The organism is Saccharothrix texasensis (genome assembly GCF_003752005.1).
Taxonomy (GTDB): domain Bacteria; phylum Actinomycetota; class Actinomycetes; order Mycobacteriales; family Pseudonocardiaceae; genus Actinosynnema; species Actinosynnema texasense.
Genome location: NZ_RJKM01000001.1, coordinates 8,111,905 through 8,129,177, shown reverse-complemented (window position 1 = coordinate 8,129,177; position 17,273 = coordinate 8,111,905). Strand labels below are relative to the sequence as shown.

The following is a 17,273-nucleotide window of genomic DNA, read 5'->3' as shown; positions in this document are numbered from 1 at the left end:
CGGCGATGGCCGGCGAGCAGGGGGCCGGTGATCCGAGCCCTCGGAGAGCAGGGTGCACAGCCCGACGGTGAGCCGGTGGGCGTCCTGACGGACAGCGACACGTCCGAGCTGCACGGTGCCCGGGCCGAGTCGATCGCTCGGCCCAGGACACGCTAAGGGCCACGCCAGAAGTTTGTCAACCTGAGTGACAAAATGACGGGTTCAGATCAGCAGGGAGAAGATCGCGGTTCCCGCCGCCGCGCGCGCCCATTCCGAGAAGTCGAACGCCTGCACGTCGAACACGGTGCCACCCGGCCCGCCCTCGGTGATCCGCTCGACCTCGGCGTGCACCACCTCGGCCGCGACCCGGTAGGTGTCCAGGCCGTCACCGGTCAGCACCACCTTCTCCGGGTCGACCGTGTTCTGGATGAGGCCGATGAGCCGCCCCAGCGCCACGCCGGCGGCCTCGACCGCCCGGCGCTCCGGACCGTCACCGGCGCGTGCCGCTTCGATGACCGCCCCGTAGTCGCCGGACGTCGAACCGGCGTTGCGCACCACCGCGCCGTTGTTGAGCAGCGCGCTCGCGCACCCTCGATGACCGCGCTCGCACACCGGCCCGTCCGGAACGACGACCACGTGATCCAGCCGCCCGGCGGCGCCGTGCGCGCCACGCACCACCCGCCCGTCGACGACGAACCCGAACCCCAGCCCTTCACCGATCGTGACCAGTGCCATCGACGACACACCGGCGCCGACCCGGCTCCACGCCTCCAGCGCCGTCAACGCGCTCACGTCGTTCTCGACCACCACCGGACATCCCGTCGCCCGCGCGACCAGCTGCGTGAGCGGCACGTCGCCCGTCCAACCGAGGAACGGCGACTGGTGGACCACCTCCCCACCCGGCGGGCCGGTCACCACGCCGGCGAGGCTGATCCCGATCGACGTCAGCCGCGGGAACCGACCCCGGACCTCGTTCACGTGGGCGGCGATCTGCGCGACCACGTGGTCGACGTCCTGCGCGGCGAGCGCCGCGCTCGAATGCCCCTGGACCGTCGCGGCCAGGTCCGTCACCACCGCGTGCAGCGCGTCACCGGTGAGCTTGATCCCCAGGAAGTGGTGAGCCGACACCACCGCCTCCAAGACCTCCGAAGGGCGGCCGGTCGTGGCCCGCAACTCGACCACGCCCTCCCGCACCAGCCCTGCCTCGAGCAGCTCCCGGGTGACCCTCGTGAGGCTGGTTCGCGACAGGCCCAGCATGCGGGCCATCTCGGCACGCGGAAGCCCACCACGCGTCAACAGCAGCCGCAGCGCCGCGCGTGACGACGCGGAAAGGCGAGGCCAAGCCTGAGCGTTGCCTCCAGGAGCATCGACGACGGTAGGACGTGCCATGCCCGTCACCGTACGCGACCGCGGAAGCACGCTCCCGCTCGCCGACCTGAACGGTACGGCGGGTGGTGACGAGGCGGGGACTGATGTCAGCCTTTGACGGCTCCGGCCATGATGCCCGCGACCAGTTGCCTGCCCGCGAACACGAAGAGGACCAACAGGGGGACGGTGGAGAGCAGTGCTCCGGTGAGGATGAGCGGGTAGTCGGTGTAGTACTGCGACTGGAGTCCTTGAAGAGCGACGGGCAGCGTGGCGCTCTTGCTGTCGAGGATGATGTAGGGCCAGAAGAAGTTGGTCCAGCTGCCCACGAAGGTGAACAGGAACAGCATCGCCGCGGCCGGGCGGGCGGCCGGTAGGGCGACGTGCCAGAACGTCTTGATCAGCGAGGCGCCGTCGATGCGCGCGGCGTCGATGAGCTCGTCGGGTAGCGCCCCGCGCAGGAACTGGGTCATCCAGAACACGCCGAACGCGGTGACCAGGCCGGGCAGGATGACCGCCAGGAGGCTGCCGCGCAGGTTGAGGTGGTTCATGACCAGGAAGAGGGGGACGACGCCGATCTGGGCGGGGACGGCCATGGTGGCGATGACCGCGACCAGCAGGGCGTTGGAGCCGCGGAACCGGAGCTTCGCGAAGGAGAACCCCGCCAGCGTGGAGAACAGGACGACCGCCAGCGCGGTCGTGGTCGACACCACCAGCGAGTTCAGGGTCGCGGCGACGAGGTTGATGTCGGCGGTGAGGACCCGTCGGATCGAGTCGATCAGGTTGGGTCCGACGGTGAGCGTGAGCTCGTCGGAGTAGATCACGTCGTTGGTCCAGCTGCCGACCACGATGGTCCAGTAGAACGGGAACGCGCCGACTGCGGCGACGGTCATGAGCGTCACGTAGGTGGCCCACCCAGGGCGACGGGCCTCGCCGAAGGTCTCCCGCCGCTTGCCCGAGCGCGACGTGGCCCGTCGGGCCCTGCTTTCGAGGGTCGTGGTCATCGCTTGGCTCCCGTGTCCGAGGCGATTTTCCGAGCGGCCAGGAAGTTGATCAGCCCGATGAGGACGATCAAGAGCAGCAGGAGCAAGGCGATCGCGGCGGAGCGGCCGAGGTTGGCCTGGCGCCAGCCGACTTCCCACAGGTAGAGCGTGATCGTCTTCCACTGGCCGTCGGCGCCGCCGACGGGTCCGTTGCCACTGGCGCCCCCGAAGATGCGGGCCTCGTCGAAGATCTGCAGGTTGCCGATGGTGGTGGTGATGATCACGAAGATGAGGGTCGGGCGAAGCATCGGGATGGTCACCGAGAAGAAGCGGCGCAGCCGGCTCGCACCGTCGATGCCCGCCGCCTCGTACAGGTCGCGGGGGATCGCCTGCATGCCGGCGAGCAGGATGAGCGCGTTGTAGCCGGTCCAGCGGAAGGAGACCATCGTGGAGATCGCGACGTGGCTGGCCGTCGAGGAGCCGGTCCACTGGACCTGCGGTAGACCGACGGTGGCGAGCAGGTTGTTGACGAGCCCGAACTGGTTGCCGAACAGGTTGGAGAAGATGATCGCCACCGCGACCGGGGCGGCCACGTACGGCAGCAGGACGGCCATGCGCCAGAACGTCCCGGCCCGCAGGTTCGCGTCCAGCACCGCCGCGATGAAGATCGCCGCGATCAACTGCGGGACCGCGGTGAAGACGAAGATCGACAGGGTGTTGAACACCGATTTCCAGAACATGCCCTGGCCGAGGACCGCGGTGAAGTTGGCCAGGCCGACGAAGTCACCCTGCCCGCCGATGGGGTGCCATTCGTGCAGGGCGACCCACGCGGTGTAGAACATCGGCGCGAGCCCGAACAGGAAGAACAGGACGAAGAACGGCGCGATGTACAGGTATGGCGAGACCCGCAGGTCCATCCCGCCGGCCGTGGACCGTCGCCTGGAGCCGCCGCGCGGGTGCCAGCGTTCCGGGGCCGGCGCAGCGGCTCTGGACCCTGTCGCCGGCTCGTGAGTGGTTCTCATCAGGGATTCCGTTTCCGTGTCGTTTCCGGCGGACCGGGCCGGGCCGTGCCGACCCGGCCCGTCTGCCTGCCCCGTCAGTTGAGCGACTTCAGGTCGGAGAGGACCTGCGCCCAGGACTGGTCGACGCTCTGCGACTTGTCCACGTCGACCCGGTTGAGACCGGCGACGACCACGTCGTGGACCTTCTTGTAGTTCGGGCCCTTGAACGGGACGACCTTGACCGCCGCGGCTCGATCGGCCCAGATCCGGCCGGTGGGCGCGTTGTCGAAGAACGGGTTGGTCAGCGGCAGGAGCTTCGGGGAGTTCATCGCCTCGACCTGGCTCGGGGTGCCGCCGCCGTTCTTCACGGCCTGGTCCAGCGTCACCTCGGCGGAGGTGAGGTAGGCGGCCAGGTCCTTGGCCTCTTCAGGGTGCTTGCACTGGGCCGGGACGGAGAGGTAGGACCCACCCCAGTTACCACCGCCGCCGGGGAAGACGTTGGCGATGTCCCAGCCGACGAAGCCCTCACCTGCGTTGCCCTTGATCGTGCCCGCCATCCACGACGGCGCCAGCACGACGGCGAAGGTGTCGTTGCGCTTGAAGGAGGCGTTCCAGTCGGAGGACCACTGCGCCAGACCCGCGGACTGCTTCTGCTCGGTGCCGTGCCGCAGCACGGTCCGGAAGATCCGCTCGACCTCGGAGCCGGCGAGGTCCTTGGGCGTGCCGTCCTCGTTCTCGTAGGCGTGCTCGACCTGGTTGATCATGGCGGTGTAGGCGCCCTGCACCGATTCGAACCAGGCCGCGTCGGACTTCGTCGTGAACTCCGCGCCGACCTCGTAGAACCGTTCCCAGGTCGCGTCGGCGCCGCCGAGGTACTCGGCGACCGCCTCACGATCGGAAGGCAGACCGGCCGCCTTGAACAGGTCGGCGCGGTACGCGACAGCCTGAGGGCCGATGTCGGTGCCGTAGCCGACGACCTTGCCGTCATCGGTGGTCGCCATCTCCGACTTCCAGTCGAACCACCGGTCCTCGAGCTCGGGGTCGGCCAGGTCGACGAAGCGGTCGGAGAACTGCTTGAGCTCCCCGAGCCAGTCGACCTCGAGCGCTTCGACACAGGCCAGTCCCGAGTCCTGACCGAGGAAGTTGAGCAGCTTCTCGCGCTGGTCGTCGCCGCCTCCGGCGGTCTCGTACTCGACGGTGACGTCGGGGTGCTTGGCCTTCCACTGCTCGATGTAGGGGGCGTATCCCCAGTCGCCGAACGTCGCGATCTCCAGGACGATCTTGCCGTCCGCCGCCGGCTTGGACCCTTCGGTCGAGCAGCCCGCGAGCACCAGGGCCGCGGCGGTCGCGGCGGCGACGGCGGACGCCGTGCGGCGCAGCATCGTTGTTCTCATCGTGGTTTTCCTCAAGGTTGGTGTTGTTCGGGGTTGGCCGCCCGTCGTTCCGCACGCCCCGGTCCGGAATCAGGTTCGACGGGGAGTGCCGGCGTGGCGGATCGCCCTTGGTGCGAGTCGGGATCGACGTCGGCGAGTCCCACCACCACGCGTGCGCGGTGGACCAGGACGGCGAGGTGGTGACCTCGAAGGAGGCCGCAGCAGAGCGGCACGATCACCCGGACTCGTCAGTGGCGAGGGATCGATGCCGGAAGCGACTGTCCACACCGGCAGGACGGGCTCGATTCCGCCTGTCGTGAGGGAGCGGAGCCCAGGTGCCCGGTCTGTCGCTGCCGGGACACCCACCGCCAGGCCGGTGGAGACCCGGATGGCTGCGGGCCGAGCCCCCGCGTCAGGCCGCCTTACCGGGAACCGAGGCGGCTTCGAAGGCCCCGCCGGGCGCGGGTCCCGATGGACCCGGACCAGGATGGAGTCCCGAGTCGGACGTCGTGCGTCCAGTCCGGGAACCTTGCCGTGATCGTCCGGCCGCCCTTGGTCAGGCCGGCGTGCCGGTGGTGCGCGACCGACTGTTTGCCGGGTTCGACGCAGCTCGGGGTGAGGTCGTGCAACAGCTCGTCACCGGTGTCGGTGACGGCGACCGCATGGGCGATGACGGTCCTGCGGGTTCTGCTAGACCCTGGGGGTGACGTGCCCGACATGGCCTTCCCTTCACGTCCGCCGCCACGACGCGGGCCTCCCCGCCATCGTGGTCGTCGGCGGGACCAGGCGCGGTGTTGACGGTGACCCGAACTCGATGTGGTGCAGGTTACGTACCTGCGGGCAGTTTGCCAACCTGCGTGACTAATCTGGGTAGCGAAAGAGTGCCCACATCTCGGTAACCTGGCCCTTCATCGATCACCCCGCGTTCGGCCGCGATCAACCTGTTACATATGGAGGAGGTACGGCATGGCGAGCACCTCGACGGCGCCGACCGCGAACCCGACCTCGTGGCCCGCCTTGAACAGCGGGGAGCGGGGCGCCCTGCGCGAGCTGCTGATCCACGGTCCGATGCCCCGCGCCGAAATCGCCCGCCGACTCGGCATGTCGCGCACGAGCCTCACCCGCGTGACCCGCGAACTCATGGAGCACGGACTGGTGGCCGAAGGCACCGCGGAGCCCAACGGAGCGGCCGGCAGGCCCGGGGAACTGCTCCACATCCGGCCACGGGGACGAAGCTTCCTCGGCGTCAACCTCACCGCGGACCGCCTCTACGCCGCGGTCACCGACCTGGAGGCCCGTGTGCTCGCCTCCCACGACGAGGCCTTGGACTCCGAGACCGTCGAGGACGTCATCGCCCAGGTCGGCCGCGTTCGCGAACGCCTCGTCGAAGGCCGCCCCGACGTCGCGGCGGCGGGGATCGCCCTCGCCGGTGACGTGGCGACCTCGACCGGTCGCCAGGTCGTCGTGGAGTCACCGTTCCTCGGCTGGCACCGGATCGCCTTGGCCGACCTCGCCGAACAGCGGCTCGGCGTGCCGGTCGCGACCGAGAACGACGTGCGCTGCCTGACCGCGGCCGAGCACTGGTTCGGCGTGGGCGCCGGGTTCGAATCGATGGCGCTGATCACCGTCGGCGTCGGCATCGGCTTCGGCCTCGTGGTGGACGGCAAGGTCGTCACCGGGGGCCACGGCAAGGCCGGACGCCTCGACCACCTGCCGATCGACCGCGACGGCCCGCTCTGCGAGTACGGCCACCGCGGCTGCGTCACCGCGTTCCTGCCCAACGCCGCCATCGTCGGAGCGCTGCGCACCCCGGGCCTCGACTACGAGGCAGTCGTCGCCCTGGCGCGAACCGGCGACCCAGCGGCGGTGCGCGCCTTCCGGGACGCCGCATACGCGCTCGGCATCCTCGTGTCCACCCTCGCCAACACCTTCGACCCCGAGAAGATCGTGATCACCGGCGAGGGCGTCCCCGTGGCCGAGCTGGCCCGACCCGCAATGGACTCCGCGATCGCCGCGACCCTGCACCCCACCGCCACACCAGTGACCATCGACATCCAACCGTTCGAGTTCACCGAGTGGGCGCGCGCCGCAGCCGTCCTCGCCATCAGGGACTGCCTCCAGTTCTGACCGCCGCAGCGCGCGGTCCTGCGTGCGTGGCAGGCGGCGCGGACCGGCGATTTAGTGCCACAAGTTGACAAATAGCCGGTGACATCGCTCCGTCTCGTCCGAGGTCGGATGCCAACGCCTGTGCCGCTCGATAAGTAATCGCCGCTGGTAGAGCGCGGGCTTCACCGTCCTGAGAACATGTCCGGGCGATCTTGTCCCTGCTGTTCGAGGTGACCCGGCAACTGCTGTCCGTGCCGTCGACAACTCACGGGTCCGGTCCACTACGAGCCCGCAGACGGTTCTGGTTCGCCGCCCTGTGCGGGTTGGCGGATCGTCGTCGGTGGCCGGAGATCTTCTCGGTTACGCCGGGTACCCAGGTCACCTGGCATCGCAGATTCGTAGCCCGTAAGTGGGACTGCTTTACGCGCCGACGTTGTGCCTGCCGATAACTTCATCCATACAGGTAGAGGACGTATAAGCCCAAGAGACGTCAAGCGCTCACGGTGACGGCTGCCATCCGCAGTGCCGTCGGTTGACGCGGCATGATGACCGGCTGTGTTGCTCCGACTGGCCTACCTCGGCGTGACCAACGCGTTCGCGTTGCTGCGCCTGCTGCCCATGAACGGCCAGGAAAAGGACACGGAGATCTTGGCGCTGCGGCATCAGATCGCCGTCCTGGAACGGCGACTCGAGGGCGACCGTCCACGGTTCTCCCCCGCCGACCGGGCTTTTCTCGCGGCCCTGCTGCACCGACTCCCGGTGCAAGCGCTTCGTCGACTGCGACTACTGGTACGCCCGGAGACGATTCTGCGGTGGCACCGGGACCTCCGAGCGCGCAGCCACGCCGCCAAGTCCCGTCCCAAGGTGCCCGGTCGACCACGGACCGTCCGCTCGATCCGGCTCCTGGTGCTGCGCCTGGCACGAGAGAATCCCACCTGGGGCTACCGCCGCATCCACGGCGAACTCCTCGTGCTCGGCATCAATGTCGCCGCATCCACGGCATGGCAGATCCTCGAGGACGCCGGAATCGACCCGGCACCCGAACGCACCACGACGACATGGTCAGCCTTCCTCTGCGCACAGGCCGACGCGCTCCTGGCCTGCGACTTTTTCGGGACCACCACCCTGAACAGCACCCGCCTGTACCTGCTCGCGGTCATCGAGCACGCCAATCGCCGGGGCCGCGTGCTCGGCGCCACCACGCGACCGACCGCGGCATGGGTCACCCCAGCCGCCAAAACTCGTCCTGGACCTCGAAGACGCAGGCAGCGCAGCCGGACCCGAACGGGCCATCCAGCACGCCGCCATGCAAGCGGGCGACCCACCTGCCGCTGGACCAGCTGACAGGGATTAACCGGATCGGGTGAGCATCTGGTGTACCTCCAACGTCCTCTTGTTCCTTCGACAGGCCATGACGAAGGGGGAAACATGCGCAAGGCCTTCCGAAAATCCGCACTGGTCGCAGCGCTCACGGGGGCGTTGACGCCGCTGTTGGTGGCGCCGGGGGTGTCAGGCCAGGCCGTGGCCGCCCACGGCGCAGCCGCCGCACTGCCCTGCCCAATGGACGTCGCGTTCCTTCTCGACACCACGGGCAGCATGAAGAACACGCTGCTCGAACTCAAAGCGCAGGGCGATGAAATCACCACAGCCGTCGAGGCCGCCTCCGGCGGGGACTACCGCATGGGGTTGATCGGGTTCGACACCGACCTCACCGTGAAGTCGCCGCTCACCGCGGACAACAAGGTCCAGATGGACACCCACTTTGCGCTGCTCAACTGGACGTGGGGAGGCCTCGGCCTCCCGGAGGCCTCCGACGAGGCCCTGGTCACCGCGGTCGAGAACCGCGAGGCCGGACTGAACCAGGTCGGGGACTTCCCGGGTCCATGGCGCCCCCACGCCTTCAAGACGATCGTGTTGATCACCGACGCCAAACCGGCGGGTTTCGACGACAACCACGACGACGGCGACCTCAAGAATGCCATCGAGGCGACCGAACGCGCCTTCGGCGAGGGCATCCGCATCATCGCGGTGCAGGTACCCGACTCGTTCGCGCCGACCGACGCCCTGGACCCTGAGATCGCCGCGATCATGAACGGCTACAGCACCGGGACCGACGGCCAGTACATCGGCACCAACGAGGAGAACAGCGCCGACGCGATCCGGGACGCGCTGAGCCGGTGCCCGCGCACCGACGCCTACATCCGCGACGTCGACACCGACACCGGCGTGGAACCGAGGGCCTCCGCGGGCAACAGCCCGGCGATCCGGCTCTGCACGACCAGCACCCTGCCCTCGTGCCCGCCCCCGGACGCCGTCGCCACCGACGTGGCCCAGACACCGGTGTTCTTCCACGTCGAAGTCCACAGCCCCGGCCCCAAGGGGAACAACGCCGCCACCTCGCACGGTGTGCTCAAGCTCTACCGCTCCCTCAACGAGGGACCGGGCGGGCACTGGCCCGCCCTGTGGACCGAGATCGGCTCCAAAGCACTTGACGTCCCACCGAACGCGATCACGCCGACCACCGCGGTCATCCCGTGGAAACCGACCATCGGGAACTGGACTTTCATGGCCCGCTGGGTGGCCTACAGCGACCCGATGGCCTTCGCCGAAGGACCCAACTCCGAGACCAACGTCAAGAACAACAACAACATCGCCTGGAGGAGGATCGACGTCACCCCGACGCCGCAGTGAGCGTCGAGGACGGTCTTGAACAGACATGATCGTCCCGGGGGGCGGGCCTGCGGAAGGCCCGCCCCCCGGATGTCGTCGCGCCAAGAGTCGACGGCCATCCCCGTGGTCAAGCCCTGTGGCAGGCCGCAGAGGTGTTCAGGGTCTCCGAACGGTCGGCGGGTACCTGGTGGCGGGCCTACCGACGGGGACGGTCGCGACGGTTCCCGCGTCCGGTCCGGCGACACCTGATCACGGGTCACGCGCCCAGCTCAGCGCCTCACCGGGGGAACACGCCCCAGTTGGCGGCGCAGCCATGCCGCTCGGGCGGCGATGGCGTCCTGCGGGATCACGGCGTGAGGAACCACGACGTCGAACCCGTGGAACCCGCCGGGCCAGACGTGCAGTTCGACGTTGCAGCCCGCCTGCCACATGCGGCTCGCATGGGCTACGTCCTCGTCCCGGAACGTTTCGGCCGACCCGACGTCGACGAACGTGGACGGCAGGCCGGAGAGGTCCGCGGCACGAGAAGGCGCGGCGCACGCGGACACGTCCGGTCCTCCGCGCACGCCGTCGCCGAGGAGCGCGTTCCACCCGGTCTCGTTCGAGGAGCTGTCCCAGATGCCGAGGCCGCGCATCTGCCGGGCGGAGGGCGAGCCGTTGCGGTCGTCGAGCATCGGCGACAGGAGCAGCTGGGCCAGGATGGCCGGGCCGTTGCGGTCACGTGCCATCAAGGCGACACCTGCTGCGAGGCCGCCGCCGGCGCTCGCACCGACGATGACGACGCGCTCGGGGTCGATGTCGAGCTCGTGGGCGTGCTCCGACACCCACACCAGCCCGCGCAGCGGTCCTCGACGGGACCGGGGTGGCGTGTCTCGGGTGCGAGCCGGTACTCGACCGAGACCACGACCATGCCCATCGGTTCGGCTAGATCCAGCATCTCCACGAGGCCGAACCGGTTGTCTCCGACGATCATGCCGCCCCCCGTGGACGTGGTAGATCACCGAGGTCGGGGTCGCCGCGCGCTTCGGGGGGGCAGATCAGCAGCGAGACGTCCGGTTGCCCGTCCGGCCCCGGCACCACCCGCTCCTCCACGCCGTAGGCGCCACCGCGCGAGAGGATCTCGTCGGTCGGGGTCTCCGCAGGTCATGGGTTTCTCCTTGCGGCAGGAGACGCGACGTCTGCCTGCCGCAGGTCACAGGTCATCGATGGACATGGGGCCGGCTCAGACGGTCGGCACGGTCCCGCCGTCGATCACGTACTCGGCTCCGACGATCGCCGAGGCGCGGTCCGAGACCAGGAACCCGACCAGGTCCGCGATTTCCCCGGTGTTCGCGAACCGCCCCAGCGGTACTCCTCCCAGGGAGTCGTAGATGGTCTGCTTGGCCGCCTCACGTGTGAGCCCGTTGCCCTCGGCGATCCGGTCCACGAACCTCTCGTAGGCCTCGGTCTCGATCCCGCCGGGGCTGACCGCGTTGACCCGGACGCCGCGTGGCGCGAGTTCGTTGGCGAGTCCCTTGTTGTACGTGCGCAGAGCGGCCTTCGCCGCCGCGTACGCCAGGGACGCGTCGTACTGGGGCAGTTCACGCTGGATCGAGGTGAAGTGCAGCACCACGCCCGCCCCGGACTCGATCATCGCCGGGAGAAGCGCCCGATCGAGCCGCACCGCTCCCAGGAAGTTGAGGTTCAGCTCCGTGAGCCACTGGTCGTCGGTGATGATCGCGAACCCACCGGCCGGCGTCGACGCACCTCCGACGACGTGCACCAGGATGTCCAGCGCGCCGCCGACCTCGGCGATTCGAGCGGCCACCGCGTCGGTGCCCTCGACCGTCATCAGGTCCGCTTCGATGAACCGGTCCGGGTGCTCGTACCCGTCGGGCATCGTTCGCGCCGTCACGTAGACGTCGGCACCCATCTCCCGCAGCCCCTCTGCGCGACAGCCTTGCCCGAGCCCTTCGAACCGCCCGTGACCAGCGCCCGGCGGCCGTCGAGACGATCGCGGTCGGAACCAGACATTTCTCTCTCCACTGAAGATCGATGTGGCACGGGTTCGGTCAGGCAGTGTGGTTGGCGATGACGAGTTCGGCGACGAGGCCGCCCCGCAGCGCGAACCGGTAGTCGAGCTCGGCGACCCCACCCGGGAAGGTGCCTTCGAGCCGCACGGTCACCACCCAGTGGGCGTCATCGACGCGGCGAGCGCCGAGCTGCTCGGTCGTGTACTCGAACTCGGACCCGGCGTCCCGCAGGAACGCGTGGACCGCTCCTCTGCCGCGGAAGGTCTCTTCCTGGTCCACGACCACGACGTCCTCGGTGAGGAACGAGGAGGCGCTGTCGGCGTCGCGGGCGACGTGGGCGGCGAAGAACTCGCGCACGGTGGCCGGGAGCAGGTCGGTGTGCTGTGTCATGAGACCATCGTGTGACCTCTCGGCGCGAGAGGGTCAAGCCGTGGACCCTCCCCTGGGGAGAGGGTCCAGAATGCGGGGATGTTGACCATCGGAGAGTTCTCGCGGCTGACCCACCTGAGCGTGCGGGCCCTCCGCCGGTACCACGAGGCGGCCCTGCTGGAACCCGCCGTGGTGGACGAGAGCACCGGCTACCGCTACTACGCCGTCGAGCAGATCCCGACCGCACAGGTCATCCACCGGCTCCGCGAACTCGACGTCCCCCTGAGCGACGTGCAGCGAATCCTCCGGACCCCCGACCCCGGTGTCCGCGCGGCCCTGGTCGCGGACCACCTGCGACACCTCGAGGACGTGCTCGACCGCACCAGGGCCGCGGTCGTGTCGCTGCGGCGCCTGCTCCGGCCCGACCCCGCGCCGATCGACGTCGAACTGCGCGCGGAGCCCGCCCGGACGGTCGCGGCGGTGGAGGCCGTGGTCGAGCACCACGAGGTCGCCGCCTGGTTCGCAGGCGCGATGGCCGAATTGGAGGCGGCCGTCGGCTCCGCCGTGACCGGACCACCGGGCGGCTGCTACGACAACGCCCTCTTCGAACAGGAGCGCGGTCACGCGCTGGTCTACCTGCCGACCGCTGCGCCACCTCGCACCGGACGCGTGCACCCCGCCGTCCTTCCGGCCGCGGAACTGGCCGTCACCACTCACGTCGGCGAGCACAACGGGGCCGATGTCACGTACGGCCAACTCGGGACCTGGGTGGTGGAGAACGCGATGTCGGTGGCCGGACCGGTGCGGGAGGTCTACGCCGTCGGTCCTCGTGACTCGAGCGATCCCGCCGCGTGGCGCACCGAGATCGGCTGGCCGGTCTTCCGCGTCACCTGAAGCGGTCAGCGCGGAGCGGAGTCTCGGGACAACGGGACATCGGGGACCAACGCCGAGGTGAGCCTCAGGTCATGTTGAGAGGCTAATTGTTGCGGGTCATGACGTTGGTGACGGCGGGGCGGCCCTGAACGGGCGGACGGGTCTTCCGACGGCAGGATGAGAAGTGCGACCAACTCGTCCGCCGAGCAGAAAGACCCGTCCGTGCTCCACCGTGACGCCCCGCTGTCCGTCGAAGGCCGCCACCGCCTGGTCCAACGCTGCAAGACCCGCCCGATCGCCCACGTCGCGGCCGAGATGGGCATCTCGCGGCAGTGCCCGTCGAGGTGGGTCAACCGCCACCGCCGCCACGGCGAGGCCGGCCTGCTCGACCGGCCCAGCGTCCCGCACCACCAACCCACCGCCACCCCCGCCGAGGTCGTGGCCCGCATCGAACGGCTGCGCCACGACCACAAGTACCCGGCCCGGCGCATCACCCTGGAACTGGAAGCCGACGGCGTTCGAATCTCGGTGCGCGCCGTCGGACGGCACTTGGCCCACCTGGGCCTGAACCGTCGCCGGTTCCTCGACCCGAACGACGAGACCAACCGGCGTCCCCGCCGGATCGCCGCCCGCTGGCCCGGCCACGTGCTGCACCTGGACGTCACTGCCCGTTTCCTAGCTTGAGCAGGTGAGGGGTCTTGGTGCGCTGATGGGGGAACTCCTGGTAGATCGAACGGTGTCTATGCGCCGTTCCACCAGGAGTTCCGTTGTTATCGTGCCCGTTGCCCGCGGGCGGTTCCACCGCGGGTGCCCTCTGCTGCCGTCTGGCGGCCTCCCACCAGCCCACCGTGCGGACGGCCCGGTATCCGACCGACGTCACCGATGCCCAGTGGGCCGAGCTGGACCCGCTGTCGCCGGATCCGGCGTGTCTGGCCGGTCGTGGTGGGCGGTGGGAGAAGCACTGCCGCCGCCTGATCGTGGACGCGATCCTGTATGTGGTCGACAACGGGATCAAGTGGCGGGCGCTGCCGGCGGACTTGCCGCCGTGCCCACGGTCTACAAGCGTTTCGCCGCCTGGGAGAAAGCCGGTGCGTCGCAGCGGCTGCTCGACGCGTTGCGCGACCGCCTCCGCCTGGCCGAGGGTCGGGTGGCGGCGCCGTCTGCGGCGGTGATGGACTCGCAATCGGTGCGCGCCGCGGAAACCGTCGGTCGGGCGACCCGCGGTTGGGATGGCGGGAAGAAGGTCGCGGGCCGCAAGCGGCATATCGTCGTGGACACCATCGGGCTGCTGGTGGCCGTTCTCGTGACACCGGCCTCGACGCAGGACCGGGTCGCAGCCCGCAGCCTGTTGCGCCGAATGCGCGACACCGCCGGGAAGCGGATCTCGCTGGTGTCGGCCGACGGCGGCTACACCGGCTCCTTGATCGACTGGGCACGGAAGACACTTCGCCTTGTGGTGCAGGTCGTCAGACGTCCCGACCTGCCGTACTTCACCGTGCTGCCGAGAAGGTGAGTGGTGGAGAGGAGGTTGGCCTGGATCACTGGACACCGCCGCTGCGTCCGCGACTACGAACGACTCCCGCACCACCACGAAGCGATGGTCCGCTGGTCCATGATCCGCATTACCAGCCGCCGACTCACCCAACACCAGTAGCTTGGAAACAGCTACTAACCGCAGGTCAGGTCCTGTGGCCGACTTTTGACACCCCACAGGACATGCTCTCGACACGCTGACACTCGCTCTACCAGCGACAACGGTCTCAAGTGGTACAGGGTTGCGGTGGCGCCGTCGTGCGGCACCCGACTCGACGAAGTGGCAACTGGGCGAATGCCTGCCGGAGCGTCGACCGATACGCTGGAAGAACACCGCCACCGTTCACCCGACCAGGGGAGCTTTCATTGGCGCGCTTGCGTTTTCTCGCTCACGCCACCGGTGCCGTGGCGCTGGCGGCCGTCCTGTCCGCCGCCGTGCTCACCGGTACCGCCAGTGCGTGCAGTTGTCTGCCCTATGACACCGAACCACAGCGCTACGCACGGGCCGATCACGTGTTCAGCGGCCACGTGTCCGCGTCCACCGTGCTGGAGCGCGGCAAGCCCGACTACGTCTGGGACGACCTGCGCGCGTACACCGTGCAGGTCGACCAGGAGTACAAGGGCGACGTGCCGGCGACCGTGACCGTGACGACCAACTACGCCGGGTCGATGTGCGGGCTCTCGCTCTACGTCGGCCAGTCGTACCTGGTGTTCGCGTTCGGCGACTCCACCGGCGGCGAAGTGTCGTCCCACTACTGCTCCGGCACCCGCCCGGCAAACGCCGGCCCGCCCGTGACGACCACGGCGATGGCCGCCCCGGCCGCAGCACCCACCTGCACCGCCGCCGCTGCCTGACCGCCCCCGGACCGGATGTGGGTGGCCGCCACCACCCACCTCCGGACACGTGTCGCAGCGCCTCGGTGACATCCGCTCACAGCTGACGGCGGCCTCGACCCCCATGCCGCTCGAAAGGTCATCGCCGCTGGTGGAGCGAGAGCGCGGTCGTCTTTGGGAGCATGGCCGGGTGATGGTGTCCCTGCTGTACAGGACGACCCGGAGGTCGCTGTCCGTCCCCGCGGTGCTGCTGCGCAGCCACGCGGCGAAGGACGCCGAACTGCTCGTGCTGCGGCACGAGAACGCCGTACTCCGTCGCTCTTGGGCATTGACGAGATCTCGGCGCGGTACTTCTTCGACCCGGCGGAGGTCTCGGCGAACACCATCCCGCCGAAGTACGCGCCCAGCACGATGCCCTCGGTCTCCTGGAACACGCTGGAGACGCCGAACTCCTGGCTGGTGTAGATGTAGCGCGCGGGCGTGACCTGCTGCCAGTGCGTGGTGCCGGACTTCTCCACCGCGCGGCGGATGGTCACGCCGTCCTCGGTCGACAACCCCAGGCCGCTCCACGCGACGGGCAGAGGCGTGGTTGGGTCGGGCGGTTCAGGTGTGCCCGGTAGGGCGAGGGAGAGTTCCCCGGTGCCGGGAACGCGGACCTGTGGGGTTTCAGAACTCTGCACTGAGGCGCTGAGCTGCGGTGATCGCGCACAAGAGCTATAGGAGCATGATCGCGGGGCGTGGCGCTACAACCGCTCCATCTGATCTTCGTCCGGCTCGTCGGCTGGCTGATTCTGCGCGGTCCCAGCATATGACGACAACAGTCAGGTTCGATCAAAACTGAAATATAGAGTCGACTCACGCCGAGTCGTGTTGCACCGCGCCACAAGTCATCGAGCTTCCGTCGACACGCCGTCGACCAGTCCTCGACGGCGTGATCGACGAGTACGAACCCACAGCCACGTATCGGCAGGTCAAGCCATGTGGCCGACTTCTGGCACCCCACAGGGGTGAACTGACCGGCCTGCAATGGACACGCGTCGACACGACCAACGGCGAGATCCGCGTCGACGCCCACGACGGCGCCCTGCACGAGGTCGGCGGCAAACTCACCCTCGGACCACCCAAGACACCCGCCAGCGTCCGCACCGTGCACCTACCGCCGTTCCTGGCCGACCTGCTCGAGGACCACCACGATCGCCACCCCGCCGCGAGGTTCGTGTTCACCGGCACCGACGGCGGCTTCCACCGCCGCTCCAACTTCCGCCGCCGCGTCTGGCTACCCGCACTGCGCGGCGACACCGCCACCGGCCGACCGCGGATCAACCCAGACATGCACTTCCACGACCTACGCCACACCCACAAGACCTGGCTCATCGAGGACCGCGTCCCCGAAGTCCTCCAACACAAAAGGATCGGCCACAAGTTCCACGGCGTCATGGGCGTCTACTCCCACGTCACCCAACCCATGATCGACGCCATGCTCGCCGCACTCCAACACCGCTGGGAGCAAACCCGGGAGCAAACGGGGAGCACGACACCATGACCACCTTCGCAAATACGGAGGTGGTCAAGATCGCTTGCTCCCCAGATGCTCCCCGAAACGATCAATGACCCGCAGACAGAGATCGTCTGCAGGCCATTTACCAGGTAAAACACACTGTGGGCGATACTGGGATCGAACCAGTGACCTCTTCGGTGTGAATGAAGCCGAAATAATGACTCCACCGGCGGAAACAGAATCATCGCAGGAAAAATATGGCCATTGAGAGCCGTTGAACGCGGTTCAGCGCTATCGAGCGCGTCCGACGGCTCCCATTCTGCTCCCAGCACCCGCTCCCACGTGCTCCCGGAAGTCGTGCACTGCCGCCCGACTCACACGGACGACATTCCGGCAAGCGCGACCCCGCAGCCGACAGGATCAGCCCAGCCACTGCACCAGCAACAGGTGCACCTCGCGCTGCTCCTCCAGGATCAAGTACACGACCTGACCCGCCCCATCCGGTCCGAAGCTCCAGTACCGCACCGCCGCGCCGGGATTGTCCTCGTGCTGCGGACGGCCGTTCCACGGCTGCAACTCCAACACCGCCAACACCTCGGCATAAACCGACAGCGCCTCCACGGGCAGCGCGGCAACCTGCTCCAGGCTCGCCGCGTCGGGCACGATCCGATACACCG

The 17,273-nt window shown here is 68.7% G+C and carries 15 protein-coding genes and 3 pseudogenes; 9 read left to right on the top strand and 9 right to left on the bottom strand.

Annotated elements, in window-relative coordinates:
- Nucleotides 1-201: 201 nt before the first annotated feature.
- The 4 genes from EDD40_RS36620 to EDD40_RS36605 all read right to left on the bottom strand — a co-directional run bounded on the left by EDD40_RS36620 (nt 202) and on the right by EDD40_RS36605 (nt 4,722).
- Nucleotides 202-1,368, bottom strand: a complete 1,167-nt coding sequence (locus EDD40_RS36620; RefSeq protein ID WP_123746928.1) for an ROK family transcriptional regulator — start codon at nt 1,366-1,368, stop codon at nt 202-204.
- 86 nt (nt 1,369-1,454) lie between these two features.
- Nucleotides 1,455-2,348, bottom strand: coding sequence for a carbohydrate ABC transporter permease (locus tag EDD40_RS36615; RefSeq protein WP_123746927.1), 894 nt, complete (start codon nt 2,346-2,348; stop codon nt 1,455-1,457).
- Entirely contained in the window at nt 2,345-3,244 is a 900-nt protein-coding gene (locus tag EDD40_RS36610; protein WP_211348318.1) for a carbohydrate ABC transporter permease, read from the bottom strand. Before EDD40_RS36610 ends, EDD40_RS36615 begins: the two co-directional genes overlap by 4 nt.
- Before the next feature lie 179 nt (nt 3,245-3,423).
- On the bottom strand, nt 3,424-4,722 hold the full coding sequence (locus EDD40_RS36605; RefSeq protein ID WP_123746925.1) for an ABC transporter substrate-binding protein: 1,299 nt from the start codon (nt 4,720-4,722) through the stop codon (nt 3,424-3,426).
- Nucleotides 4,723-5,667: 945 nt separating this feature from the next.
- On the opposite strand from EDD40_RS36605, the gene EDD40_RS36600 reads away from it, so the two are divergent.
- From EDD40_RS36600 to EDD40_RS36585, 3 genes are all read left to right on the top strand, one after another.
- Nucleotides 5,668-6,828: an ROK family transcriptional regulator gene (locus EDD40_RS36600; RefSeq protein ID WP_123746924.1), complete on the top strand. Its 1,161-nt coding sequence runs from the start codon at nt 5,668-5,670 to the stop codon at nt 6,826-6,828.
- Between the two features lie 534 nt (nt 6,829-7,362).
- Nucleotides 7,363-8,151: a helix-turn-helix domain-containing protein gene (locus tag EDD40_RS44030; RefSeq protein WP_170185330.1), complete on the top strand. Its 789-nt coding sequence runs from the start codon at nt 7,363-7,365 to the stop codon at nt 8,149-8,151.
- A gap of 84 nt (nt 8,152-8,235) precedes the next feature.
- Complete coding sequence (locus tag EDD40_RS36585; protein WP_123746923.1) at nt 8,236-9,498, top strand: vWA domain-containing protein; 1,263 nt, start codon at nt 8,236-8,238, stop codon at nt 9,496-9,498.
- Nucleotides 9,499-9,746: 248 nt separating this feature from the next.
- Here the strand turns inward: EDD40_RS36585 and EDD40_RS36580 are convergent.
- The 3 genes and pseudogenes from EDD40_RS36580 to EDD40_RS36570 all read right to left on the bottom strand — a co-directional run bounded on the left by EDD40_RS36580 (nt 9,747) and on the right by EDD40_RS36570 (nt 11,879).
- Nucleotides 9,747-10,414, bottom strand: a pseudogene (locus EDD40_RS36580) (alpha/beta hydrolase fold domain-containing protein).
- A gap of 285 nt (nt 10,415-10,699) precedes the next feature.
- The gene (locus tag EDD40_RS36575) at nt 10,700-11,389 is read right to left on the bottom strand and encodes an SDR family oxidoreductase (RefSeq protein WP_246038137.1); all 690 of its coding nucleotides are present in this window, start codon (nt 11,387-11,389) and stop codon (nt 10,700-10,702) included.
- A gap of 139 nt (nt 11,390-11,528) precedes the next feature.
- Nucleotides 11,529-11,879 carry a nuclear transport factor 2 family protein gene (locus EDD40_RS36570; protein WP_123746922.1) on the bottom strand — a complete coding sequence of 117 codons (351 nt, stop codon included), beginning with the start codon at nt 11,877-11,879 and terminating at the stop codon, nt 11,529-11,531.
- A 78-nt stretch (nt 11,880-11,957) separates the two neighbouring features.
- Between EDD40_RS36570 and EDD40_RS36565 the strand changes: the two genes are divergently transcribed.
- From EDD40_RS36565 to EDD40_RS36550, 5 genes and pseudogenes are all read left to right on the top strand, one after another.
- The gene (locus tag EDD40_RS36565; protein ID WP_123746921.1) at nt 11,958-12,752 is read left to right on the top strand and encodes a MerR family transcriptional regulator; all 795 of its coding nucleotides are present in this window, start codon (nt 11,958-11,960) and stop codon (nt 12,750-12,752) included.
- 201 nt (nt 12,753-12,953) lie between these two features.
- Nucleotides 12,954-13,394: pseudogene (locus EDD40_RS36560) on the top strand (helix-turn-helix domain-containing protein); the annotation flags it as partial.
- 185 nt (nt 13,395-13,579) lie between these two features.
- Nucleotides 13,580-13,720: pseudogene (locus EDD40_RS44915) on the top strand (transposase); the annotation flags it as partial.
- Between the two features lie 56 nt (nt 13,721-13,776).
- A complete protein-coding gene (locus EDD40_RS42900) occupies nt 13,777-14,244 on the top strand; it encodes a transposase (RefSeq protein WP_211348317.1) in 468 nt (155 codons plus the stop codon).
- A gap of 395 nt (nt 14,245-14,639) precedes the next feature.
- Nucleotides 14,640-15,119, top strand: coding sequence for a hypothetical protein (locus tag EDD40_RS36550; RefSeq protein ID WP_170185329.1), 480 nt, complete (start codon nt 14,640-14,642; stop codon nt 15,117-15,119).
- On the opposite strand, the gene EDD40_RS44975 is transcribed toward EDD40_RS36550, so the two are convergent.
- Complete coding sequence (locus tag EDD40_RS44975) at nt 15,017-15,778, bottom strand: phage tail tube protein (protein WP_484336695.1); 762 nt, start codon at nt 15,776-15,778, stop codon at nt 15,017-15,019. The genes EDD40_RS36550 and EDD40_RS44975 overlap by 103 nt on opposite strands.
- Nucleotides 15,779-16,029: 251 nt before the next feature.
- Between EDD40_RS44975 and EDD40_RS36540 the strand changes: the two genes are divergently transcribed.
- Nucleotides 16,030-16,641 carry a tyrosine-type recombinase/integrase gene (locus EDD40_RS36540; RefSeq protein ID WP_170185327.1) on the top strand — a complete coding sequence of 204 codons (612 nt, stop codon included), beginning with the start codon at nt 16,030-16,032 and terminating at the stop codon, nt 16,639-16,641.
- Between the two features lie 375 nt (nt 16,642-17,016).
- Here the strand turns inward: EDD40_RS36540 and EDD40_RS36535 are convergent, their stop codons facing one another.
- Nucleotides 17,017-17,271: a hypothetical protein gene (locus EDD40_RS36535; protein WP_123746918.1), complete on the bottom strand. Its 255-nt coding sequence runs from the start codon at nt 17,269-17,271 to the stop codon at nt 17,017-17,019.
- Nucleotides 17,272-17,273 lie beyond the last annotated feature (2 nt).

Bases quoted from the DNA above. Each gene is read 5' to 3' on its own strand.
- EDD40_RS36620 (WP_123746928.1), bottom strand. From the start codon at position 1,368: ATGGCACGTCCTACCGTCGTCGATGCTCCTGGAGGCAACGCTCAGGCT.
- EDD40_RS36615 (WP_123746927.1), bottom strand. From the start codon at position 2,348: ATGACCACGACCCTCGAAAGCAGGGCCCGACGGGCCACGTCGCGCTCG.
- EDD40_RS36610 (WP_211348318.1), bottom strand. From the start codon at position 3,244: ATGGACCTGCGGGTCTCGCCATACCTGTACATCGCGCCGTTCTTCGTC.
- EDD40_RS36605 (WP_123746925.1), bottom strand. From the start codon at position 4,722: ATGAGAACAACGATGCTGCGCCGCACGGCGTCCGCCGTCGCCGCCGCG.
- EDD40_RS36600 (WP_123746924.1), top strand. From the start codon at position 5,668: ATGGCGAGCACCTCGACGGCGCCGACCGCGAACCCGACCTCGTGGCCC.
- EDD40_RS36585 (WP_123746923.1), top strand. From the start codon at position 8,236: ATGCGCAAGGCCTTCCGAAAATCCGCACTGGTCGCAGCGCTCACGGGG.
- EDD40_RS36575 (WP_246038137.1), bottom strand. From the start codon at position 11,389: ATGGGTGCCGACGTCTACGTGACGGCGCGAACGATGCCCGACGGGTAC.
- EDD40_RS36570 (WP_123746922.1), bottom strand. From the start codon at position 11,879: ATGACACAGCACACCGACCTGCTCCCGGCCACCGTGCGCGAGTTCTTC.
- EDD40_RS36565 (WP_123746921.1), top strand. From the start codon at position 11,958: ATGTTGACCATCGGAGAGTTCTCGCGGCTGACCCACCTGAGCGTGCGG.